The 22,235-nt window shown below is 70.5% G+C and carries 20 protein-coding genes; 15 read left to right on the top strand and 5 right to left on the bottom strand.

Annotated elements, in window-relative coordinates; translation table 11 throughout:
• Positions 1–63 precede the first annotated feature (63 nt).
• From IM770_RS02795 to IM770_RS02785, 3 genes are read left to right on the top strand one after another with little or no spacing between them, the layout of a single operon-like run.
• Complete coding sequence (locus tag IM770_RS02795; RefSeq protein ID WP_239065610.1) at positions 64–696, top strand: ArsR/SmtB family transcription factor; 633 nt, start codon at positions 64–66, stop codon at positions 694–696.
• Positions 693–926 (top strand): hypothetical protein, encoded by a 234-nt coding sequence (locus tag IM770_RS02790; RefSeq protein WP_203579584.1) that lies wholly within the window; start codon positions 693–695, stop codon positions 924–926. The genes IM770_RS02795 and IM770_RS02790 overlap by 4 nt, the downstream gene beginning before the upstream one ends.
• A complete protein-coding gene (locus IM770_RS02785) occupies positions 923–2,272 on the top strand; it encodes an MFS transporter (RefSeq protein WP_203579583.1) in 1,350 nt (449 codons plus the stop codon). Before IM770_RS02790 ends, IM770_RS02785 begins: the two co-directional genes overlap by 4 nt.
• Before the next feature lie 8 nt (positions 2,273–2,280).
• Here IM770_RS02785 and IM770_RS02780 read toward each other — a convergent pair whose 3' ends face one another.
• From IM770_RS02780 to IM770_RS02770, 3 genes are all read right to left on the bottom strand, one after another.
• Positions 2,281–2,529, bottom strand: a complete 249-nt coding sequence (locus IM770_RS02780) for a hypothetical protein (RefSeq protein ID WP_203579582.1) — start codon at positions 2,527–2,529, stop codon at positions 2,281–2,283.
• A gap of 1 nt (position 2,530) precedes the next feature.
• The gene (gene valS / locus IM770_RS02775; RefSeq protein ID WP_203579581.1) at positions 2,531–5,143 is read right to left on the bottom strand and encodes a valine--tRNA ligase; all 2,613 of its coding nucleotides are present in this window, start codon (positions 5,141–5,143) and stop codon (positions 2,531–2,533) included.
• 130 nt (positions 5,144–5,273) lie between these two features.
• A complete protein-coding gene (locus IM770_RS02770; RefSeq protein WP_307785353.1) occupies positions 5,274–6,608 on the bottom strand; it encodes an MFS transporter in 1,335 nt (444 codons plus the stop codon).
• Between the two features lie 304 nt (positions 6,609–6,912).
• Here IM770_RS02770 and ileS point away from each other — a divergent pair, with 304 nt between their 5' ends.
• Genes ileS through ndk form a run of 4 tightly spaced genes read left to right on the top strand, consistent with a single transcriptional unit; the run spans position 6,913 to position 12,515 of the window.
• A complete protein-coding gene (gene ileS / locus IM770_RS02765; protein ID WP_203579580.1) occupies positions 6,913–10,311 on the top strand; it encodes an isoleucine--tRNA ligase in 3,399 nt (1,132 codons plus the stop codon).
• The gene (locus IM770_RS02760) at positions 10,308–11,666 is read left to right on the top strand and encodes a bifunctional folylpolyglutamate synthase/dihydrofolate synthase (protein ID WP_203579579.1); all 1,359 of its coding nucleotides are present in this window, start codon (positions 10,308–10,310) and stop codon (positions 11,664–11,666) included. The genes ileS and IM770_RS02760 overlap by 4 nt, the downstream gene beginning before the upstream one ends.
• Entirely contained in the window at positions 11,654–12,064 is a 411-nt protein-coding gene (locus IM770_RS02755; RefSeq protein ID WP_203579578.1) for a DUF4233 domain-containing protein, read from the top strand. Before IM770_RS02760 ends, IM770_RS02755 begins: the two co-directional genes overlap by 13 nt.
• A 34-nt stretch (positions 12,065–12,098) precedes the next feature.
• A complete protein-coding gene (gene ndk / locus IM770_RS02750) occupies positions 12,099–12,515 on the top strand; it encodes a nucleoside-diphosphate kinase (protein WP_203579577.1) in 417 nt (138 codons plus the stop codon).
• Positions 12,516–12,551: 36 nt separating this feature from the next.
• Here the strand turns inward: ndk and IM770_RS02745 are convergent, their stop codons facing one another.
• Positions 12,552–13,169: a vitamin K epoxide reductase family protein gene (locus tag IM770_RS02745; RefSeq protein WP_203579576.1), complete on the bottom strand. Its 618-nt coding sequence runs from the start codon at positions 13,167–13,169 to the stop codon at positions 12,552–12,554.
• Between the two features lie 342 nt (positions 13,170–13,511).
• Between IM770_RS02745 and IM770_RS02740 the strand changes: the two genes are divergently transcribed.
• Together IM770_RS02740 and IM770_RS02735 are read left to right on the top strand one after the other, a co-directional pair.
• Positions 13,512–16,004, top strand: a complete 2,493-nt coding sequence (locus tag IM770_RS02740; protein WP_203579575.1) for an Rne/Rng family ribonuclease — start codon at positions 13,512–13,514, stop codon at positions 16,002–16,004.
• 105 nt (positions 16,005–16,109) lie between these two features.
• Positions 16,110–17,210 carry a glycosyltransferase gene (locus IM770_RS02735; protein WP_203579574.1) on the top strand — a complete coding sequence of 367 codons (1,101 nt, stop codon included), beginning with the start codon at positions 16,110–16,112 and terminating at the stop codon, positions 17,208–17,210.
• Here the strand turns inward: IM770_RS02735 and IM770_RS02730 are convergent, their stop codons facing one another.
• The gene (locus IM770_RS02730) at positions 17,211–17,477 is read right to left on the bottom strand and encodes a DUF4031 domain-containing protein (protein ID WP_203579573.1); all 267 of its coding nucleotides are present in this window, start codon (positions 17,475–17,477) and stop codon (positions 17,211–17,213) included.
• Positions 17,478–17,639: 162 nt separating this feature from the next.
• Here IM770_RS02730 and rplU point away from each other — a divergent pair, with 162 nt between their 5' ends.
• The 6 genes from rplU to IM770_RS02700 all read left to right on the top strand — a co-directional run bounded on the left by rplU (position 17,640) and on the right by IM770_RS02700 (position 22,234).
• On the top strand, positions 17,640–17,948 hold the full coding sequence (rplU, locus tag IM770_RS02725; protein ID WP_026059456.1) for a 50S ribosomal protein L21: 309 nt from the start codon (positions 17,640–17,642) through the stop codon (positions 17,946–17,948).
• 19 nt (positions 17,949–17,967) lie between these two features.
• Positions 17,968–18,225 carry a 50S ribosomal protein L27 gene (gene rpmA, locus IM770_RS02720; RefSeq protein WP_109211194.1) on the top strand — a complete coding sequence of 86 codons (258 nt, stop codon included), beginning with the start codon at positions 17,968–17,970 and terminating at the stop codon, positions 18,223–18,225.
• A 126-nt stretch (positions 18,226–18,351) separates the two neighbouring features.
• Entirely contained in the window at positions 18,352–19,860 is a 1,509-nt protein-coding gene (gene obgE / locus IM770_RS02715) for a GTPase ObgE (protein WP_203579572.1), read from the top strand.
• Positions 19,857–20,699: a glutamate 5-kinase gene (proB, locus tag IM770_RS02710; protein WP_203579571.1), complete on the top strand. Its 843-nt coding sequence runs from the start codon at positions 19,857–19,859 to the stop codon at positions 20,697–20,699. Before obgE ends, proB begins: the two co-directional genes overlap by 4 nt.
• The gene (locus IM770_RS02705) at positions 20,696–21,955 is read left to right on the top strand and encodes a glutamate-5-semialdehyde dehydrogenase (protein WP_203579570.1); all 1,260 of its coding nucleotides are present in this window, start codon (positions 20,696–20,698) and stop codon (positions 21,953–21,955) included. Before proB ends, IM770_RS02705 begins: the two co-directional genes overlap by 4 nt.
• 54 nt (positions 21,956–22,009) lie before the next feature.
• Complete coding sequence (locus IM770_RS02700) at positions 22,010–22,234, top strand: hypothetical protein (RefSeq protein WP_203579569.1); 225 nt, start codon at positions 22,010–22,012, stop codon at positions 22,232–22,234.
• Position 22,235: the final 1 nt, after the last annotated feature.

Raw genomic sequence — 22,235 nt, 5'->3', positions numbered from 1 at the left:
TTGCAAAATACTTGTTGCAAAGAGTTCCTTGCAAAGACGTCTTTGCGTCGCTAATCTGGCCGCATGGCAGAGAACGAGACCGACGCGGCGACTATGGCGCGGACCGAGGAGCGCCATAACCAGGATCGCGTCCTCGACTCCGGAGCGCTGCGTGCACTCGCGCACCCGCTGCGGGTCAAGATCTACGACATCCTGAGTCAGTACGGACCGCAGACGGCGAGCTCTCTCGCGGAGCGCCTGGGGGAGTCCAGCGGCTCGACCAGCTATCACCTCCGCGCACTCGCGAAGCACGATCTCATCCGAGAGGCGGAGGACCGCGGGACCGGGCGCGAGCGCTGGTGGGAGCGGCCCGTGGGCGGGGTGTCCTTCGGCAACCCGAGCGCGATGACGACACCCGCAGGGAGAGCCGCGACACAGGTCGTGATGAACGAGTTCCTGCGCAACCGCAACGAGCAGCTGCTCGAATTCGTCAACCGAGGTGTCGGCGGCGAGGACGAGGACTGGCAGGAGGGGACCATGATCTCCACTGCCACAGCTCGTCTCACGCCCGAGCAGAGCAGGGAGCTCTCGCTCAAGATCATGGCGCTGATCGACGAGGCGGTCGAGAACCACCGCAATCAGACCGGCGAGAACGTCCGCCCCGTGACCATCCGGGCCGACCTCTTCCCGCTGCCGCAGTTGGGAGAACGATCATGAGCACGATCACGGCCGATGAGCTCGCTGTGCGCGGCATCGGCAACGCCTCCGCGACCCGATTCGACCGCGCGCTGCTGCGCGCTGCCGCGGCCCTCGACGCCTATGCCATCGGCCGGGTCGCGCGCCGGAGCCCCGCAGACCAGCGTCGCGCCATCGACGCGCAGATCGTCGCGGCCGGCGTACGCCGACGCGCCGAGGCGCTCGCCGCCATCGGAATGCTCCCGCGATGACCGAGAGCACCCGGACGGCAGAGCCTCCCGTTTCCCCCGCCCGCCGGGCTCGCAGGGTGCCGCTCGGCGGCGACTTCGGCAAGCTGTGGACGGCGGCGGCCTTCAGCAATCTCGCGGATGGCGTCGGACGTGTCGCGGTTCCGCTGATCGCGACCACCCTCACGCGGGATCCGCTCGCGATCTCGGCGATCACGGCCCTGGCGTTCGTGCCCTGGCTCGTCTTCGGGCTGCCCGCCGGCATGCTCGTCGACCGGTTCGATCGGCGCTGGATCATGGCCATCGCCAACGCGATCCGCGGCCTGGCGGCGGTGGGGCTCGCGCTGCTCACGGTCACCGGGAGCCTCGACATCCTGTGGCTCTACGCGGGTGTGCTGGTGTTCGGACTGGGTGAGACCCTGTTCGACAACGCCACCAATGCCGTCGTGCCGAGCATCGTGAAGCGTCCCGCACTCGACCGTGCCAACGGCTGGCTGCAGGCCGCGCAGATCACCATCGACAGCTTCATCTCCTCACCCATCGGCGGCGTGCTCTTCGCGGTGTCGCTCGCGCTGCCGCTGTGGGTGGGCGCGGCCGGCTACCTCATCCCGATCGCGCTCGCGATCCTCCTGCCCCTCAGCGCCGCACGACCGCTGCGTGACCCGCAGACGACTCCGACGCGTGCGGAGGCGTCGGTCGCCGCGGGCGATCCTCTCGCGGCCGCCGAGGAGGCCACGAAGCCTGCGGCGTCGGCGGCACCGTCCAAGGTGTCGGCCCGCGAGGCGATGTCGTATCTCTGGCGCCACCGCTTCCTCCGATCGATGGTCATCTTCACGTCCGTCGTCGGATCGGCCTTCTCCTTCGCACAGGCGCCGGTGTTCCTGTACTTCCTCGACGTCCACCACATCGCTCCCGCGGCCATCGGCCTGGTGACGGCGGGCATCGGGCTCGGCGGACTCGGCGGCTCCCTGATCGCGCCGTCGCTCGTCGCGCGGTTCGGCCGCGGCCGGGTCATGCTGGGCGCGAACGTGGTCGCCGCGCTCAGTCTGGCCGCCGTCGGGATCGCGCCGGAGGCGATCACGGGCATCGTGGCATACGGTCTGATGGCTGCCGCGGTTTCGGTGTGGAACGTGCCGTGGGGCGCGCTGCGCCAGATGATCGTGCCCGGACACCTCTTCGGCCGGGTGCTCGGCATCATCCGCACGCTGACCTGGGGGATGTTCCCCTTCGCGACGCTGCTCGGCGGCTGGGTCGCGCGTGCCGACCTGCGTCTGCCGTTCCTCGTCGCCGCGGGCGTCACGCTGGCCGCGACGCTCGTGGCCGTGCGGCTCCTCCTCGACGCGTCGCGACACGACGCCCCGGAGGAGTGAGTTGCGGCTTACCCGAAGCCGTCGTCCGGATCGTTCCGGGCGACGGCTTCGCCGTCCGCGTTGAGCGAGACGATGACGCCGGTGTCGAGTTCGGCGATCGGCCGGCCCTCCAGCCACGTCAGCGTCCACCGCGGGCGCGGCTGCCCCAGCTGATCCGCGGGGATGGTGTCGTCGACGGAGCGGATGCCGCGACGCAGCGCCTCCGGCACCGACGACGGTGGCTCTTCGCCTGAGGTCCAGCGTGTTCCGAGCTGCATGTCAGTCCTCCTGCGGGGCGAGCTCGATGTCGGTCACGGCGAGGGTCTCGGCGTCGGCATAGCGGATCTCGGCGATGCGGCCGACCGCACGGAGGTCGCCTTCCGCCAGCCGGAGCGCGGCGATCGCGTCGGCGGGGGCAGCGATCATGACGTGCGACACCGCGGCCTTCTGCGACACCTTCGCCTCGGTCTTGGCGCGGCGGATGCCGATCAGCGCCTCGCCCACCACGCCGAGCACGGCAGGGTCGCCCTCGACGCCGAGCGGCTCAGGCCACGGCGCGTTGTGCACCGAGCCGTCGTTGAACCAGGACCACGACTCCTCGGCGGCGAATGCCAGCACCGGTGCGAACAGGCGCAGGAGCGTGGACAGCGCCGTGCGGAGCGCGAGCGCGGCTGAGGCCTGCCCGACGTCGGTCTGGTTGTAGGCGCGTTCCTTCACGAGCTCGAGGTAGTCGTCGCAGAACGTCCAGAAGAACGACTCGGCGACTTCGAGGGCCCGCGCGTGGTCGTACGCGTCGAGGGCCTTGGTCGCGTCGCGCACGACGGCGTCCAGGGCGGTGAGCATGGACGCGTCCAGCGCGTGCGTCACCTCGGCGCCCTCGGGCACCGGGAACGAGAGCACGAACTTGGCGGCGTTCAGCACCTTGATCGCAAGGCGACGGCCGATCTTGACCTGCGTCGGGTTCTGCGGGTCGAACGCCGCGTCGGTGCCGAGCCGGCTCGACGCCGCCCAGTACCGCACGGCATCCGAGCCGTGCTGCGCGAGGATGTCCGCGGGCGTGACGACGTTGCCCTTCGACTTCGACATCTTCTTGCGGTCGGGGTCGACGATGAAGCCTGAGATCGCGGCATCCGCCCACGGCGCACGGTCGTCTTCGAGGGCGCTCCGCAGCAGCGTCGAGAACAGCCAGGTGCGGATGATGTCCTGACCCTGAGGGCGCAGGTCGAACGGCGCGACGAGGTTCCACAGCTCCGGGTCGCGGTCCCAGCCGCCGGCGAGCTGCGGCGTGAGCGACGAGGTCGCCCACGTGTCGAAGATGTCGTTCTCGCCCTCGAAGCCGCCCGGCACACCACGCTGCTCGGCGGTGAAGCCCGGCGGCACGTCGATCGACGGGTCGATCGGCAACGCCGCGTGGTCGGGCGTCAGCACGCGGTCGTAGTCGCGCTCGCCGTTCTCGTCGAGCGCGTACCAGACCGGGATCGGCACGCCGAAGAAGCGCTGCCGCGACACGAGCCAGTCGCCGGTGAGTCCGTTGGTCCAGTTCTCGTAGCGGACGCGCATGAAGTCCGGATGCCACGACATCTGCTTGCCGAGCGCGATCAGCTTGTCGCGCAGCTCCTCGTCGCGCGCGCCGTTGCGGATGTACCACTGACGGGTCGAGACGATCTCGAGCGGACGGTCGCCCTTCTCGAAGAACTTCACGGCGTGGCTGAACGGCTTGCCCACCGCTGTCATGTCGCCGGTCTCCTGGAGCTTCTCGACCAGAGCCTTGCGCGCCGAGAAGACGGTCTTGCCAGCCATCTCGGCGGCGTACCACTCGATCGCCTCGGCGTTCGCGACGATCGCGGGAGCGGTGGGGAGGAATCGGCCGTCGGGGCCGATCGTCGTCATGTTGGGCAGGTGGCGGCCGTCGGTGGTGCGGAGCTCTCGCCACCAGACGATGTCGGTGACGTCGCCGAAGGTGCAGACCATCGCAGCGCCGGTGCCCTTGTCGGGCTGCGCGAGGTGGTGCCCGTGGATCTCGATGTCGGCGCCGAAGAAGGGGCTGCGCACCTTGGTGCCGATGAGGTGCTTGTGCGGTCCTTCGGGGTGCGTCACGATCGCGACGCACGCGGGGACGAGCTCGGGACGCGTGGTCTCGATCGTGATCGCGCCGGAGCCGTCGGCGAACGGGAAGTCGATCGTGTGGAACGACGCCTGCTGCTCGCGATCCTCGAGCTCGGCCTGGGCCACGGCGGTGCGGAAGTCGATGTCCCACATGGTGGGAGCGAGGTCCTGGTAGGCCTCGCCGCGTTCGAGGTTGCGCAGGAACGCGCGCTGGCTGGTGCGGATCGTGTCGTCCGAGATCGTGCGGTACGTCTGCGTCCAGTCCACGCTCAGTCCGAGCTGGCGGAACAGCGCCTCGAACTGCTTCTCGTCCTCGACCGTGAGCTTCTCGCACAGTTCGATGAAGTTGCGGCGGCTGACCGGCACCTGGTCCGCCGCACGGCTGGACTTGTTGTCGCCGCCCTCGAAGGGCGGCGTGAAGTCCGCGTCGTAGGGGAGCGACGGGTCGCACCGCACACCGTAGTAGTTCTGCACACGGCGCTCGGTGGGCAGGCCGTTGTCGTCCCAGCCCATCGGGTAGAACACGGTCTTGCCCCGCATGCGCTCGTACCGCACCTTCAGGTCGGTGTGCGTGAACGAGAACACATGTCCGATGTGCAGGCTGCCGGAGGCTGTCGGCGGGGGAGTGTCGACCGAGTAGACGCCGCTGCGGCCGCCCTCGATGGCGCGGGCGCGATCGAAGAGGTACGTGCCCTGCTCGGACCACGCGGCATCCCACTTCTGCTCGAGGCCCTCCAGTGCGGGCTTGTCCGGGATCTGTCCCTGTGCGGGGCGGGCGTCGGTCATGGAGAACTCCTCGAGCGATATGTGCGGCACTGTGTGAGCGTGCCTGAGTGTGGGATGTCGCTCGATTCTAGCCCGGGCGCGTCGAACCCCGGACAGCGGACGGATGCCGGGGCCCGGCATCCGTCCCGCGTCACGCGTTGGCGGTGGCAGTCGCCGGGTCGGTCGCGAGCTCCGGCTCGACGCGGCGCCGAGCGGCGAGCCACGCCGAGACCAGCGTCACCGCCGACATGATCGCGAGGATCACCCCGGGGTGCCACCACGCGTACCCCGTGCCTTCGCCCAGGAGCAGCGTGAGGTAGGGCACGAAGCCGCTGATGGTCGCCGCGAGCGCGTAGGCGAACGACAGCGCCGAGTAGCGGAAGCTGTCGGGGAAGAGGTCGTTCATGAGGCCGCCCAGGGCAGCCCACGCCATGGTCGGGAGGATGCCGCCGACGATCATCGTGCCGACGAGGATCGGGAACGTCGCGAACTGCAGCAGGAAGTACATCGGGAAGGTGATGAGCAGCGTCCCGAGTGCGCCCCACGCGACCACGTTCGCGGATCCCACCCGGCTCGCCCACGCGCCGAAGAGCGGGATCGTGATGAGCTGCAGCAGCCCGCCGATCGTCGTCGCGACGAGCAGATCCTGGTAGCTGAAGCCGAGCTGCGCGACCCCGTAGTTGACGGTGTAGGTGTTCATCAGCGAGTACGACCCGATGCCCAGGAGCGCGGCGCCGATCGCGATCGCCATCGCGGCCGGGCGCTTCGCGAACATCGTGAGGAACGGCAGGCGATCGCGGCGTCCCTCGGCGACGACGCTCTCGAACACCGGCGTCTCGGAGATGGACCAGCGGAGATACAGCGACACGAGCAGCAGCGGCAGCGCCAGCAGGAACGGGATGCGCCAGCCCCACTCGGCGATCTGCTCGGTCGGCAGCACCGCCGTCAGGACGAGGAAGACCGTCGCCGAGAGGATCGAGCCGACCGGTGATCCGAGCTGCGGGATGGCGGCGTAGAACGCGCGCTTGACCGGACCGGAGTTCTCGGTCGCGATGAGGATCGAGCCGCCCCATTCGCCGCCGAGCGACAGTCCCTGGACGATGCGCAGCAGGATCAGGAGGACGGCACCCAGCCAGCCTGCCTGCGCGTAGGTGGGCAGAAGGCCGATCAGCCCTGTCGCGACGCCCATGATGGCCACCGTCCACAGCAGGGTCGTCCGCCGGCCGAGGCGGTCGCCCATGTAGCCGAAGACGATCGCGCCGATGGGACGCACGACGAACGCGAGGGCGATGGTGAGGAACGCGGCGCTGGTCGCGCCGAACTCGCCCAGCGGATCGAAGAACAGCGGCCCGACGAAGAACGCCGAGAAGTAGGCGAACAGGTAGAAGTCGAACGACTCCAGCGAGGTGCCGACCATCGACGCCCAGGCGACGCGACGCGTCGGTGAAGCTTCGAGAGGGGCGGATGCGGGTGCGGCTGCGGTCACGGACGTCAATCTTGGCACGAGTCCAGAAACCGCAGGACCGCGCTCCGCATTCCCCCTTGCGCCACCACGGTAGAATCGTCGGACCAGCGCGGATCCGGCCATCACCGGGGAGCTCTCGGAAGAACAGAAGGCCGTTCGCGGCCTTCCCACTAGAACCGAGCGGGGCAGGCCCGTCACAGCCGCTGTGAGAGAGGGCGGACGCCTTGCCAGAGGCATCCGTCAATGCAGGGTGGTACCGCGGTCGGTCCGAGCTCGGAGCGATCGTCCCCGCAGGAAGCACACGAGCGAGCACCTGCGAGAGAAGATGACCTACCCCCGCCCCTCCGCCTTCGGGCCCGCGGCCGATGCCGCGCCGGCCGCCGTCGTCCCCAGCCCTCGCTTCCCCGAGATCGAGCGTGAGACGCTCGCGTTCTGGGAGGCCGACCAGACCTTCCAGGAATCGATCGCGCAGCGTCAGGGCGCCGAGGAGTGGGTCTTCTACGACGGCCCGCCGTTCGCCAACGGCCTCCCGCACTACGGCCACCTGCTGACCGGATACGCCAAGGACCTCTTCCCGCGCTTCCAGACCATGCGCGGCAAGAAGGTCGATCGCGTGTTCGGGTGGGACACGCACGGTCTTCCGGCCGAGCTCGAGGCGATGAAGCAGCTCGGCATCACCGAGAAGAGCGAGATCGAGGCGATGGGCATCGCCACGTTCAACGCCAAATCGCGCGAGTCGGTGCTCGCCTACACGCGCGAGTGGGAGGACTACGTCACCCGGCAGGCGCGATGGGTGGACTTCGAGCACGGCTACAAGACACTGGACCTCGGGTACATGGAGTCCGTGCTGTGGGCGTTCAAGACGATCTACGAGAAGGGCCTCGCATACGAGGGCCACCGCGTGCTGCCCTACTGCTGGCGTGACGAGACCCCGCTGTCGGCGCACGAGCTGCGCATGGACGACGACGTGTACAAGATGCGCCAGGACCCGTCGGTGACGGTGACGTTCCCGCTCACGGGCCTGAAGGCCGAGGCTCTCGGCCTCACCGCCGTCCGCGCCCTCGCGTGGACGACGACCCCGTGGACGCTGCCCACCAACTTCGCGCTCGCCGTCGGTCCCGACATCCGCTACGTCGTGGTGCCGGGTGGGCCGAACGGCGCGGCGGACGTGCATCGGGACGACGAGCCCGCCGAGGCCGAGGCGCACCGGTACCTCCTCGCCGAGGAGCTCCTCGCCGGCTACGCCAAGGACCTCGGCTACGAGTCCGCCGACGCCGCCCGCGAAGCCGTCGAGCAGACGGTGCTCGGCGCCGACCTGGCGGACGTCACCTACGACCGCCTGTTCGACTACTACGCCGACGCCGCGACGTGGGGGACCGAGGGCGCCTGGCGCATCCTCGTCGACGACTACGTCACCACCGGCGACGGCACGGGCATCGTGCATCAGGCTCCGGCCTACGGCGAGGACGACCAGCGGGTCACCGAGGCCGCCGGCATCCCGCTCATCATGAGCCTCGACGACGGTGGACGCTTCCTCCCGCAGGTGACGGATGTCGCCGGCGAGCTGTGGATGGACGCCAACCGGCCGCTGATCCGGCTGCTGCGTCAGGAGGGCCGGCTGCTCCGAGAAGCGAGCTACGAGCACTCGTACCCGCACTGCTGGCGCTGCCGCAATCCGCTCATCTACCGCGCCGTGTCGAGCTGGTTCGTGCGCGTCACCGACATCAAGGACCGCATGCTCGCCGGCAACGAGCAGATCACCTGGGTGCCTGAGAACGTCAAGCACGGCCAGTTCGGCAAGTGGCTCGAGGGCGCCCGCGACTGGTCGGTGAGCCGCAACCGGTACTGGGGATCGCCGATCCCGGTCTGGAAGAGCGACGACCCCGAGCACCCGCGCGTCGACGTATACGGCTCGCTCGAGGAGCTCGAACGAGACTTCGGCCGCCTGCCGCGCAACGCGGAGGGCGAGGTGGATCTGCACCGTCCCTTCATCGACGACCTGACGCGCCCGAACCCCGATGACCCGACCGGCCGATCGACCATGCGCCGCATCGAGGACGTCTTCGACGTCTGGTTCGACTCGGGGTCGATGCCGTACGCGCAGGTGCACTACCCGTTCGAGAACCAGCAGTGGTTCGACGAGCACTCGCCGGCCGACTTCATCGTCGAGTACATCGGGCAGACGCGCGGCTGGTTCTACGTCATGCACGTGCTGTCGACCGCGCTGTTCGACCGCCCGGCTTTCACCGGCGTCTCGTGCCACGGCATCGTCCTGGGCAGCGACGGGCTGAAGATGTCGAAGTCGCTGCAGAACTACCCCGACGTGAGCGAGGTGTTCGACCGCGACGGGTCCGACGCGATGCGCTGGTTCCTGATGTCGAGCTCGGTCCTCCGCGGCGGCAACCTCATCGTCACCGAGGAGGGCATCCGCGCGGGTGTGCGGGAGTTCCTGCTGCCGCTGTGGAACGCCTGGTACTTCTTCGCGACGTACGCGAACGCCGCGGGCGGCCCGGCCACGGACGGCGGCCCCGCCGGGGGCTACCAGGCCTCGTGGCGCACGGACTCGACCGACGTGCTCGACCGCTACATCCTCGCGCTCACCGGCGACCTGGTGCGCGACGTCGCGGCCGACCTCGAGGTGCTGGACTCGACGCTCGCGGCGGCGAAGCTGCGCGACTTCACCGAGGCGCTGACCAACTGGTACATCCGCCGCTCGCGCGACCGCTTCTGGACGGGCGTGTCGGACGACCCCCGGAGTCGCGAGGCCTTCGACACGCTCTACACGGTGCTCGAGACGGTGACCCGGGTCGCGGCGCCGCTCATTCCGCTGATCTCGGAGCGCATCTGGCAGGGGCTGACGGGCGGCCGCAGCGTGCACCTGCAGGACTGGCCCGACGCCGACGCGTTCCCCGCCGCCGACGACATCCGCGCGGCCATGGACGCGGTGCGCGAGACCTCGAGCGTCGCGAACGCGCTCCGCAAGAAGGAGGGCCGTCGCGTGCGCCTGCCGCTTCCCACGCTGACGGTGGCGGTTCCGGATGCCGCGTCCCTCGGCCAGTTCGAGGGCATCCTGCGCGACGAGCTCAACGTGAAGGCGGTCGAGCTGATCGAGCTCGGCGACGACGTGTCGGAGCGCTACGGCATCAGCAAGCGTCTGAGCGTCAACGCCCGCGCCGCCGGACCGCGCCTGGGCAAGCAGGTGCAGCACGTGATCGCGGGCGCGAAGGCCGGAGTGTGGGAGGAGCGCGAGGGCGGCGTCGTCGTCGACGGCATCGCCCTCCAGCCGGGCGAGTACGAGCTCACGCTCGAGGCCGGCGGTGTCGCAGAGGGCACCGCGATCGCCCTGCTCGCGGGAGAGGGCTTCGTGCTCCTCGACACCACCACCACGCCGGAGCTCGAGGCCGAGGGCCTGGCACGCGACGTGATCCGGGCCGTCCAGGACACGCGCAAGGCGGCGGGCTTCGACGTGAGCGACCGCATCCGGCTCGCCCTCCTGTTCGAGGACGCAGCCGATGGCGAGGCCGTCGCGGCGGCGTTCGGCGTGGCGGACGTCGCGGGGGAGACGCTCTCCGTCGCGCATGCCGTGCGCACCCGCACCGCCGAGCTCGCCGCCGCCGGCGACGGCCAGGCGCCGTTCGAGTACGAGGCGGTGGTCGACGCGGGCACCTACGCGAACCGCGGCGCCTTCACCGTCTCGGTCGGCCGGACGGGGGTCTCGGCATGAGCGATCGCGACCGGCGCCGGGCAGACGCCGTATACGAGGCGCTGCTCCAGCGGCAGGGCGAGCGGTGGGTGCAGCCTCGCGTCGAGCGCACCCGCCGCGTGCTCGAGCTGCTGGACGACCCGCAGAAGACCTACCGCGTCGTCCACGTGACGGGCACGAACGGCAAGACCTCGATCAGCCGCATGATCGAGAGCCTGGTGCGCGCGCACGGCCTGCGCACCGGGCTGTTCACGAGCCCGCACCTCGAGCGCTTCACCGAGCGCATTATGGTCGACGGCGAGCCGATCGCCGATGCCGCCGTCGCCGACGCGTGGGACGAGATCGAGCCGTTCGTCGGCATCGTCGACGCCGAGCTCGAGGCGAACGGCGATGCGCCGCTCACCTTCTTCGAGCTGCTCACGGTGCTGGCCTTCGTCGCGTTCGCCGACGCGCCGATCGACGTCCTCGTGCTCGAGGTGGGCATGGGCGGCTCATGGGACTCGACGAACACGGCCGACGGCGACGTGGCCGTGTTCGCGCCGATCGACGTCGACCACGCCGACCGTCTGGGCGACACCATCGCCGAGATCGCCGGCGTCAAGGCGGGCATCATCAAGGACGGCGCCGCGGTCGTCTCGGCCCGGCAGGATGCCGCTGCCGAGGCGGTGCTGCGCGAAGCCGCCGCGGCGCACGGTGCCACGATCGCGTTCGAGGGCGGCGAGTTCGCGCTCGCGCAGCAGCGGCTGGCCGTCGGCGGACAGCAGATCACCGTCCGGGGCCTCGCGGGCACGTACGAGGACGAATACGTGCCCCTCTACGGCGGCCACCAGGGCTTCAACGCCGCCCTCGCCATCGCGGCGGTCGAGTCACTGGTCGGCGGCGGCTCGCAGCGCATCGCGGGCGACGTGCTCGCCGAGGGCTTCGGCAGCGTCACCTCGCCCGGTCGCCTGCAGCTGGTGGGCGCCAACCCGACGGTGCTCGTCGATGCGGCCCACAATCCGCACGGCGCGCGGGCTCTCGTCACCGCGCTGCGGGAGGCGTTCGACTTCGACGAGTGGGGCGTGGTGCTGGGCGTGCTCTCCGACAAGGACGCCGCCGGCATCGTCGCCGAGCTCGCCCCGGTGGCGGCGCAGCTGTTCGCGACGGCTCCCGACTCGGAACGCGCCGAAGACGCCGACACGATCGCCGACCTCGCCGAGGCGCACGATCTGCGGGTGACGGTCCACCGCGACCTCGCCGAGGCCGCCGACGCGGCACGGGCGTGGGCTGCGGCATCCGATCGTCGCGCTGTCGTGATCGCTGGTTCGGTGGTGCTCGCCGGCGAGGCCCTCGCCCTGGCAAACGCGGAGGACTGGAAGTCCGGGTGGAGCGAGTGAGCGCCGAGAGGCCGCCGAGGACTCGGCGACCGCGGGGCGCCGCCGAGTCGCTCGCGACCATCGTGCTCGGATTCGAGTCGATCATCGCGTTCCTCGCCGGACTCGTGATCTACGGATTGAAGGCGCTGCCCGCGGGCATCGAGCCGTGGTGGGGCGTCGTCGCGGGCGCGGTGCTGGCCGTGCTGATGATCGCCACCACTCGCGTCGTGCGGTACCCCTGGGGAATCGCGATCGGCTGGGTGCTGCAGGCCGTCGTGGCGCTGGGTGCCTTCCTCGTGCCCGCCCTCGCGCTCGTCGCGCTCATTTTCGGCGGCATGTACGGGTATGCGACGATCAAGGGGGCCGCTCTCGACCGGCGCAATGCGCGCCTCGCGGCCGATCCTCCCCCGGAGCACTGACCCCCTAGAACCCTGACCCGAAACGGAGACTCGCATGGCCATCGAAGAGACCCTCGTCCTCGTCAAGCCGGACGGCGTCGCTCGCGGCCTGACCGGCGCGATCCTCGCCCGGATCGAGGCGAAGGGGTACGCCCTCGTCGACATCCGCCTGGTCGAACCCGACCGTGAGACGCTCGAGCGGCACTACGCCGAGCACGAGGGCAAGCCGTTCTACGAGCCGCTGCTCGAGTTCATGATGTCGGGCCCGTCCGTCGCCATCCGGCTCACCGGCAACCGCGTCATCGAGGGCTTCCGCTCGCTCGCCGGCACGACGGACCCGACGACGGCCGCTCCCGGCACGATCCGCGGCGACTACGGCCGCGACTGGGGACTGAAGGTGCAGCAGAACCTCGTCCACGGCTCCGACAGCACCGAATCCGCCGCGCGCGAACTCGAGATCTGGTTCGGCTGACCGCGAACCGGCTGGCCTCCGCGCCCCGCGCGGAGGCTAGCCGAACAGCGTCTGCCAGATGTTGACAACCGCGTTCATCTCGAGCTGCGCGAGCAGCAGGATGACGGCGTAGCTGAGGATCGCCGCGAGCGGCACCCACGCCATCAGCCGGTCGGCCGCGTGCCGCACGCGCTCCGACGCCGGCACCTGGCCGGACCGCAGCAGGTGGAGCGTGACCGCGTAGAAGGTCGGGATGGTGACCGACCACGTGACCATGCACCACGGGCACAGGGTGTGCAGGTCGTAGATGCTCTGACTGATCAGCCAGATCACGAAGCCGAATGCAAAGGCGATTCCCGCCCAGAAGCACCACCAGAACCAGCGGGTGAAGCGGGCGCGGGCGAGGAGTGCCATCCCGACCACGATCGGTGCGATCCAGCCGGCGATCCCGAGGATCGGGTTGGGAAAGCCGAAGACGCTGCCCTGCCACGAGTCGAGGTTCGCGGTGCACTGCACCAGCACGCTCAGGTCGCACGAGGCGATGGCGTCGGGGTTCGCGAGCTTCTCCAGCTTCTCGATCGTCAGCGCGAAGGCCGCCCACCACCCGATGACGCCGGCGACGACGAGCCAGAGGGCGAGCCCGTTCGGGCGGGTGTGGGTCTGCTGGTCGGGCATGTGTCGGATTATGGCATCGGGATCTGGACGGATGCCGCGCCCCCGCGCCGTGCAAATCCACGGAGTGCGGCGTGGGGAACGCGCTGCCGCGCCGCGAATGGGCATTCTGGCGGGGTAGGTGCGATAATGGGGGGCGATGACTCACGGCCGCGCCGTGACGATCATCACCAGAAGACTTCAGGGCGACGAATGCCCTTGGCAGCGCGAGCACCCGCTGAGAGCCGGGCTCCGCTGCAGACCGAGTGAGTTCGCGGCACCGCCCCGTCCGGAGGGGCATGGGCGGCGCCGCACGAGATTTCGCCGGGCGACGCGCGGTGCCGCCCCGCTAGGAGTACGCCAGTGATGGCTGATGGAAACGATGCAGAATTCCTCCCGCAGACCGAACCGGATGCGCCGCTGACCACAGCGGACGAGTCCACCGAGGTCACCGCCGACGACGAGTCCTCGGTCGAGGCTCCCGGGGTCGCGGGGGAGGCCGTGGACGTCCCGGCGCCCGCCGAGGCGACCGAGACGGAGACGCCCGGGCAGCAGACCTCGGACCCGACCGATGAGGCGGCGTCCGATGAGGCAGCCCCGGCCGAGCCCGACGCCGCCGACAAGGCGTCCGCGGGTTCACCCGAGCCGCACACGGACGACGCGCAGACCGACGAGTCGCCGGCGGACGAAGCGCAGGCGGCGGAGTCGCCGGCCGAGGAGCCGACGCCCGAGGACTCGCAGGTCGAGCCCGAGGCAGAGGCGAAGCCCGAGCCGGAGCCGGCCCCCGCCGAACCCGAGCCCCTGACCGCCCAGAGCCTCGGCCTCCTGCCCGAGGTGTTCGTCTCGGCCGTCTCGACCCAGCTGGTCTTCTACGCCCCCGAGATCGCGGTGCTGCCCGCGCGTCCCGGACGCGCGCCCGAGCCCGAGGCGGACAGCGCCGCGTCGTCGACCAGCTCGCGCCGCCGCAGCCGCCGCCGCGGCGGTGAGGGACGGGACGAGGCATCCGCCGTCTCCGACGAGCCGAAGCAGCCGCAGCAGCCCCGTCAGCGCGCGGTGGAGCTCATCACCGAACCGCAGCGCATCAAGGGCTCGACGCGCCTCGAGGCGAAGAAGCAGCGTCGCCGCGATGGCCGCGAGGCCGGCCGCCGTCGCGCCGTCGTGACCGAGGCCGAGTTCCTCGCCCGCCGCGAGGCCGTGGATCGCGTGATGATCGTGCGCTCGCGCAACGGTCGCATCCAGATCGCGGTGCAGGAGGACAACGTGCTCGTCGAGCACTATGTCGCCCGCAACCAGGACGCCTCGCTCATCGGCAATGTCTACCTCGGCCGCGTGCAGAATGTGCTGCCGAGCATGGAGGCGGCGTTCGTCGACATCGGCCGGGGCCGCAACGCGGTGCTGTACTCGGGCGAGGTGGACTGGGACGCCGTCGAGACCGGCAACCAGCCGCGCCGCATCGAACTCGCGCTCAAGACCGGCGACCGCGTGCTCGTGCAGGTCACGAAGGACCCGGTGGGTCACAAGGGCGCGCGCCTGACCAGCCAGATCTCGCTGCCGGGCCGCTACCTGGTGTACGTGCCGGGCGGCGCGATGAACGGCATCTCGCGCAAGCTTCCCGACACCGAGCGGGCACGCCTGAAGAAGATCCTCAAGGAGGTGCTCCCCGAGTCGTCGGGCGTGATCGTCCGCACCGCGGCCGAGGGCGCCACCGAGGAGCAGCTCACCCGCGACGTGCAGCGCCTCACGAACCAGTGGGAGCACATCTCGAAGCAGATCGAGACGATCCAGGCGCCTTCGCTGCTGCACTCCGAGCCGGACCTCCTGGTCAAGATCGTCCGCGACGTCTTCAACGAGGACTTCTCGAAGATGCTCATCCAGGGCGACGACGCGCACCACACGATCTCGAAGTATCTCGAGTCGGTCGCGCCCGATCTCCTCGAGCGCGTCGAGCGCTACGAGGGGGAGCGCGACCCGTTCGACGAGTTCCGCGTCACGGAGCAGATCGAGAAGGCGCTCGACCGCAAGGTGTGGCTGCCCTCCGGCGGATCGCTCGTCATCGACCGCACCGAGGCGATGACGGTCGTCGACGTCAACACCGGCAAGTTCGTGGGCTCGGGCGGCAACCTTGAAGAGACCGTCACGAAGAACAACCTCGAGGCCGCCGAAGAGATCGTCCGCCAGCTGCGTCTGCGTGACATCGGCGGCATCATCGTCGTCGACTTCATCGACATGGTGCTCGAGTCCAACCGCGACCTGGTGCTGCGGCGTCTCGTCGAGTGCCTGAGCCGCGACCGCACGAAGCACCAGGTGGCCGAGGTGACCTCGCTCGGCCTGGTGCAGATGACGCGCAAGAAGCTGGGGCTCGGCCTGCTCGAGACCTTCAGCGAGGCGTGCGAGGTGTGCGCCGGTCGTGGGCTCATCGTCCACCACGACCCGGTCGTGAAGCACCGCGCTCCGGCCGCCGGCGCGCCGTCGTCCTCGTCGGGCCGCCGTCCGCGTGGCGGGTCGCCCGCGCCGTCCACCGGCGGCTCGAACGGCACCCACGTGATCACCGAGGGAGTGAAGTCGGCGCTGGCCCAGATCGCGGCGTCCACGATCCACCACGCCGACGAGGCCGCGCCGGCAGAGGCGGCCCCGGTCGTCGCAGAGCCGGCCCCCGCCGAGCGCCCCAAGAAGCAGCGCAAGAAGCGCCAGGATTCCGGCGCGAAGAAGGAGGTGCGCACCGAGAAGGATCTGCTCCTCGACTCGGTGCTCAACGCGCTTCCCGAGCCGAAGGCGCCCGGCCAGGGCCGCTCCCGGCGGCGCGTGACGACGGCTGCGCTCACCGGGACGCCGGTTCCGCACACCCCTTCGGAGGACTGAGTCATGCGCGCCCCCGTCCGGCTCCTGCCGGCGGGGGCGCGCGCTCTGTCGCCCGGACCGCGCGCTCGCTAGTGTGAGCGCCGAGGGACCGGGAACGGGGGCGCGATGGCGCGCTACATGTTCGTGACGTGGGACGGTGGCGGCAATCGCATGCCCACCATCGCCATCGCCCGTGCGCTCGCGCAGCGCGGCCACGATGTGCGCGTGCTCGGACACGACGCCCAGGCCGACGCGTTCCGCGGCGCCGGTCTGCGCTTCACCCCCTACGCGAGCGCACCGGGCTTCGTGCTCGACCCGCGCCCCGCGGGGCTTCTGCGGCTGTTCACCGACAGCGGCCTCGCCGACGACACCGTCGCACAGCTCGCCGCGAATCCCGTCGACGTGGTGATCGTGGACTGCATGCTCCTCAGCGTGCTCGACGTGCTGGACCGGATGGAGCAGCGCTTCGCGATCCTCGAGCACACGCTGCACGACTTCCTGGCGTCCGGCGCGCGCGTGCTGTCAGCGCTGGTGTGGCCTCGCGGGGTGCGGGTCGGCGGACCGCGTGCGAACGCCGCACCGATCCTGGCGGCCACCGTTCCGGGTCTGCGCGTGCCGTTCCCGGATCACACGGAGCTCTCGGCAGCACCGGGAGCGGTGGTCTACACCGGCGCCATGACTGCGGCGGTCGCGGCGCACCCCACGGCGCCGACCGTGGTGCTGAGCCTCAGCACCTTCCGCTTCCCCGGGTTGTTGGCCTCGTGGCAACGCGTGCTCGACGCGGTCGACGGCCTCGACGCGCGCGTCGTCGCGACACTGGGCCCGGCGCTGGCGCCGGGCGAGGTGCGGGTGCCGTCCGGAATCGAAGTGCACGAATGGATGCCGCACGAGCAGCTGTTCCCGCAGGCGTCGCTCGTCGTCGGCCACGGTGGCCACGGCACGACGCTCGCCGCCCTCGCCCACGGGGTGCCCGTGCTGGCGCTGCCGCTGGATCCGACGTCGGACCAGCCGCGCGTGGCCAGGGCGGTCACCGCCGCCGGAGTGGGGGAGACTCTGCCGCGCCGTTCGGGGCCGCGGGCGATCCGCGCGACCATCGAGCGGATGCTGGCGGACGGCGCCCTGCACACCCGCGCTCAGCGCCTGGGTGCGGCGATCAGGGAGCTGGACGGGCCCCGGCGTGCCGCGGACGTGCTCGAGATGTCGGCATCCGTCGCCCGATCCCGGTGATCAGCGACGATCCCGTGCGCGCACACGGAGGCCGGATGCGATCAGCCGCCGCACCAGCTCGTGCCCGCTGACGTGCTCGGCCCCCGCGGCCACGAGGCGCGCGTGCGCCTCCTCGGGGACGTCGTAGTGGTCGCGGTCGAATCCGCGGCGCGGTATCCCGTTCGCGGCAGCGAACGCGTGCAGCTCGTCGAGATCGGTGTCGGTCACGAGATGCGCCCACAGCCGCCCATGCGCCGGCCAGCGCGGATCGTCGATCAGGATCGCCACGTGCAGATCCTACGCACCGGATGCCGCGACACGGTGCGGCCCGCTTTCGCGGACTCATCCGGCATCTGGTAAAGTGGCCCCTTGGTGCGTCGAGAAATCCGCACCAAGTCTTTCATGACGTCCTGAGCGCGTGCGCGTGCTCCCAGAAGAAACAGGTGTGAAGTGGTTTACGCAGTTGTGCGCGCCGGTGGCCGGCAGGAGAAGGTCGAGGTCGGCACGATCGTCGTTCTCGACCGCCAGGCCGCGAAGATCGGCGACAAGATCGAGCTCCCCGCGGTGCTCTTCGTCGACGGTGACACCGTCACGACCGACGCCGACAAGCTCGCGAAGGTCACCGTGACCGCCGAGGTGCTCGGCGAGGAGCGCGGCCCGAAGATCGTGATCCAGAAGTTCAAGAACAAGACCGGCTACAAGAAGCGCCAGGGCCACCGTCAGGACCTCACGCGCGTCAAGGTCACCGGCATCAAGTAAAGCCACAGGAGACGCAGAGATGGCACACAAAAAGGGCGCAAGCTCCACCCGCAACGGTCGTGACTCCAACGCACAGCGCCTCGGCGTGAAGCGCTTCGGTGGCCAGGCCGTCAACGCCGGCGAGATCCTCGTCCGCCAGCGCGGCACCCACTTCCACCCCGGCGCCAACGTCGGCCGCGGTGGCGACGACACGCTGTTCGCGCTGGCCGCGGGCGCGGTCGAGTTCGGCCACAAGGGCGGCCGCAAGGTCGTCAACGTCGTGGCGGTCGCGGAGTAAGCCTTCGACAGGCTCCTGCACCGCGAGAGTGGGCGCAGACTTCCGGAAGGGGCGGGCTTCGGCTCGCCCCTTCCCTTTATCCCGATCCCGGACCACCGGGAAGCTTCCACATCTGAGGGGGACCGCATGGTCACGTTCGTCGACCGGGTGACGCTGCACCTGCGCGCCGGCAAGGGCGGCAACGGCTGCGTGTCGGTCAAGCGCGAGAAGTTCAAGCCGCTCGCCGGTCCCGACGGCGGCAACGGCGGACACGGCGGCGACGTCGTGCTCGTCGCCGACCCGCAGGTGACGACGCTGCTGTCGTACCACCACTCGCCGCACCGCTCGAGCGGCAACGGCGGCTTCGGCATGGGGGATCACCGCTCGGGCGCCGCCGGCGAGCCGCTCGTGCTGCCGGTTCCCGTGGGCACCGTCGTGAAGGACACCGCCGGCGAGGTGCTCGTCGACATGATCGAGCCGGGCATGCGGTTCGTCGCCGCGCCCGGCGGCCTCGGTGGTCTCGGCAACGCCGCGCTCGCGAACCCGAAGCGCAAGGCACCGGGTTTCGCGCTCCTCGGGACGCCCGGGTGGGAGGGCGACGTCCTCCTCGAGCTCAAGACCGTCGCCGACGTGGCTCTGGTCGGCTTCCCGTCCGCCGGAAAGTCCAGCCTCATCGCCGCCATCTCGGCCGCGCGCCCCAAGATCGCCGACTACCCCTTCACCACGCTGCACCCGAACCTCGGTGTCGTCCAGGCGGGCGAGCAGCGGTTCACCGTCGCCGACGTGCCCGGTCTCATCGAGGGCGCGAGCGAGGGGAAGGGACTCGGCCTCGAGTTTCTGCGCCACGTGGAGCGCTGCACGGCGCTCGTGCACGTGCTCGACTGCGCGACGCTCGACCCCGGCCGCGACCCGCTCTCCGACCTCGACGTCATCATCGCCGAGCTCGCCGCCTACCCCGTGCCCGAGGGACAGATCCCGCTGCTCGAGCGCCCGCAGCTGGTTGCCCTCAATAAGGTCGACGTGCCCGAGGCGAAGGAGCTCGCGGATCTGGTGCGCCCCGACCTCGAGTCGCGCGGCTTCCGCGTGTTCGAGATCTCGACCGTGAGCCACGAGGGACTCCGTCAGCTGACCTTCGCGCTCGGCGACATCGTGGCGCAGCATCGCGCCGAGCAGGCGGCCAGCCCCGCGCCCGAGCGCATCGTCGTGCGGCCGAAGGGCTCTCAGAAGGAATTCGCCGTCCGCGTGGAGGGCGGCACATACGGCAACATCTACCGCATCCTCGGCGACAAGCCGCTCAAGTGGGTGCAGCAGACCGACTTCCAGAACGAGGAGGCGGTGGGCTACCTCGGCGACCGCCTCGAGAAGCTGGGCGTCGAGGACGAGCTCTTCCGCGCCGGCGCCACGCCCGGGGCCACCGTCGTCATCGGCGAGGGCGACGGCATCGTGTTCGACTGGGAGCCCTCGATCTCGTCGACGTCCGAGCTCATGACCGCGCCGCGCGGCACCGACCCGCGTCTGCTGCGCGACACGCGCCGCACGACCTCCGAGCGCCGTGAGAAGTACCACGACCGCATGGACGCGAAGGCGGAGGCCCGCGCCGAGCTCGAGGCCGAGCGCCGCGCCGAGCGCGGGTGGGATGACGAGGCGGAGGAGTGAGCGCACACGAGCGGCGCGACATCCCGCAGGCCCGCCGGGTCGTCGTCAAGGTGGGCTCGTCGTCGATCAGCGGCGACAACGCCCACAAGATCAAGCCGCTCGTCGACGCCCTCGCGACGGCTCACGGCCGCGGGACCGAGGTGGTGCTGGTGTCGTCCGGCGCGATCGCGACCGGCATGCCGTACCTGCTCCTGGATGAGCGCCCCAGCGACCTCGCCACGCAGCAGGCCGCGGCGGCGGTGGGCCAGAACGTGCTCATCTATCGCTACCAGGAGGCCCTGCGCCCGTTCCGGATCGTCGCGGGTCAGGTGCTGCTGACCGCCGGCGACCTCGAGAACCCGACGCATCGCTCGAACGCCCGCCGAGCGATGGAACGTCTGCTCGGCCTGCGGATCCTGCCCGTCGTCAACGAGAACGACACGGTGGCCACGCACGAGATCCGGTTCGGCGACAACGACCGCCTGGCCGCCTTGGTGGCGCAGCTGATCGGCGCGGACGCCCTCGTCCTGCTCAGCGACATCGAATGCCTGTACACCCGGCCGCCGGATGAGCCGGGCGCTGTGCCCATTCCGCACGTGTCGTACGGCGACGACCTGCACGGCTTCGAGTTCGGGTCGGTCGTGGTCAACAGTGTCGGCACCGGGGGAGCGGCCACCAAGGTGTCGGCCGCGCGGCTGGCCGCGGCATCCGGAATCGGTGTCCTGGTGACCAGCGCCGACCTCGTCGGCGAAGCGCTCTCGGGCGACGAGATCGGCACGTGGTTCCAGCCCAATCCCGAGCCTGCGGCACCCGCCGCGACCGGACCGGTGCGCACGGCGGTCGATAGACTGGGCGGATGACCACCACCGTCACGACGGCACGGGAGCGGATGCTGCTGGCCAAGGACGCCGCCCGCAGCATCGGTCTTCTCAGCGACGACACGAAGCGCGACGCCCTCCTCGCGATCGCCGACGCGATCGAGGCCGCCACCCCGGAGATCGTGGCGGCCAACAGCGAGGATCTGCGCCGCGGGCGCGACACCGGTCTCTCGACGGGGCTGCAGGACCGCCTGCGCCTCGATGCGCCACGGGTCGCGGCTCTGGCCGCCGCCGTGCGCGAGATCGCGGCCCTTCCCGACCCGGTCGGACGCGTCCTCGACGAGCGCACGCTGTCCAACGGCGTATCGCTGACCAAGGTCGCGGTGCCGTTCGGCGTCGTCGGCTCGATCTACGAGGCCCGGCCGAACGTCACGGTCGACATCGCGGCGCTCGCCATTCGATCGGGCAACGCGGTCGTGCTGCGCGGCGGGACCGCCGCCGAGCACACCAACGCCGCGCTCGTGCGTGCGATGCGCGGTGCGCTGGCCGAGCGGGGCATCGATCCCGAGGCCATCCAGACCGTCGACGAGTTCGGGCGCGACGGTGCCCGCGAGCTCATGCACGCGCGCGGGATCGTCGACGTGCTCGTGCCCCGCGGAAGCGCCCAGCTCATCGAGACGGTCGTGACCGAGTCCTCGGTCCCCGTCATCGAGACCGGCGCCGGCGTGGTCCACATCCTGCTCGACGAGACGGCTCCGCTGGAGTGGGCCCGCGACATCGTCGTGAACGCGAAGACCCAGCGCCCGAGCGTCTGCAACGCGGTCGAGACGGTCCTGGTGCACCGCGGTGCCGCCGAGCGTCTGGTCGGCCCCGTCGTGGCGGCTCTGCAGCAGGGCGGCGTCACTGTGCACGGCGATGAGACCGTCGGGCGCCTCGCTCCGGGGGTGACCCCGGCCACCGAGGAGGACTGGGCCGCCGAGTATCTCAGTCTCGACCTCGCGATGCGCGTCGTGGACGACCTCGACGACGCCCTGGACCACATCCGCCGGTACTCCACGCATCACACCGAGTCGATCGTGACGACGGATGCCGCGAACGAGGCGCGCTTCCTCGCCGAGGTGGACTCGGCCGTCGTGATGGCGAACACGTCGACCCGGTTCACCGACGGCGGCGAGTTCGGATTCGGCGCGGAGGTCGGCATCTCCACCCAGAAGCTGCACGCCCGCGGCCCCATGGGCCTGGCTGAGCTCACGAGCTCGAAGTGGCTCGCGCGCGGTGCCGGGCAGGTCCGCGGCTGACGGAATAGACTTGACCAGTCCCGCGCCCCAGAGGCGAATCCGAACGGAGCCCGAATGACACTCGCCACGATCATCGCCCTCGCCGCCGAAGAGGCCGAGCACCACGGCAACGTCGCACTCGAGACGGTCGGGTACGGCATCGTCGCGATCATCGTCTTCGCCGCCCTCGCGCTCGTGACGGCGTCGTACCGCAACGTGGCCAACCGCCACGCACACAAGGCCGAGGCGTACGCCAAGGCCCACGCAAACGACGTACAGCGAGCGGGGCACGGCCACTGAG

This window comes from Microbacterium hibisci, from assembly GCF_015278255.1.
Classification (GTDB): domain Bacteria; phylum Actinomycetota; class Actinomycetes; order Actinomycetales; family Microbacteriaceae; genus Microbacterium; species Microbacterium hibisci.
The sequence above is the reverse complement of the archived record's forward strand: the minus strand, read 5'-3'. Positions and strand labels throughout refer to the sequence as shown.

What these genes read in the sequence shown, in the direction of transcription:
- IM770_RS02795 (WP_239065610.1), top strand. Translation starts at nt 64, where the DNA reads ATGGCAGAGAACGAGACCGACGCGGCGACTATGGCGCGGACCGAGGAG.
- IM770_RS02790 (WP_203579584.1), top strand. Translation starts at nt 693, where the DNA reads ATGAGCACGATCACGGCCGATGAGCTCGCTGTGCGCGGCATCGGCAAC.
- IM770_RS02785 (WP_203579583.1), top strand. Translation starts at nt 923, where the DNA reads ATGACCGAGAGCACCCGGACGGCAGAGCCTCCCGTTTCCCCCGCCCGC.
- IM770_RS02780 (WP_203579582.1), bottom strand. Translation starts at nt 2,529, where the DNA reads ATGCAGCTCGGAACACGCTGGACCTCAGGCGAAGAGCCACCGTCGTCG.
- valS (WP_203579581.1), bottom strand. Translation starts at nt 5,143, where the DNA reads ATGACCGACGCCCGCCCCGCACAGGGACAGATCCCGGACAAGCCCGCA.
- ileS (WP_203579580.1), top strand. Translation starts at nt 6,913, where the DNA reads ATGACCTACCCCCGCCCCTCCGCCTTCGGGCCCGCGGCCGATGCCGCG.
- IM770_RS02760 (WP_203579579.1), top strand. Translation starts at nt 10,308, where the DNA reads ATGAGCGATCGCGACCGGCGCCGGGCAGACGCCGTATACGAGGCGCTG.
- ndk (WP_203579577.1), top strand. Translation starts at nt 12,099, where the DNA reads ATGGCCATCGAAGAGACCCTCGTCCTCGTCAAGCCGGACGGCGTCGCT.
- IM770_RS02745 (WP_203579576.1), bottom strand. Translation starts at nt 13,169, where the DNA reads ATGCCCGACCAGCAGACCCACACCCGCCCGAACGGGCTCGCCCTCTGG.
- IM770_RS02740 (WP_203579575.1), top strand. Translation starts at nt 13,512, where the DNA reads ATGGCTGATGGAAACGATGCAGAATTCCTCCCGCAGACCGAACCGGAT.
- IM770_RS02735 (WP_203579574.1), top strand. Translation starts at nt 16,110, where the DNA reads ATGGCGCGCTACATGTTCGTGACGTGGGACGGTGGCGGCAATCGCATG.
- rpmA (WP_109211194.1), top strand. Translation starts at nt 17,968, where the DNA reads ATGGCACACAAAAAGGGCGCAAGCTCCACCCGCAACGGTCGTGACTCC.
- obgE (WP_203579572.1), top strand. Translation starts at nt 18,352, where the DNA reads ATGGTCACGTTCGTCGACCGGGTGACGCTGCACCTGCGCGCCGGCAAG.
- IM770_RS02705 (WP_203579570.1), top strand. Translation starts at nt 20,696, where the DNA reads ATGACCACCACCGTCACGACGGCACGGGAGCGGATGCTGCTGGCCAAG.
- IM770_RS02700 (WP_203579569.1), top strand. Translation starts at nt 22,010, where the DNA reads ATGACACTCGCCACGATCATCGCCCTCGCCGCCGAAGAGGCCGAGCAC.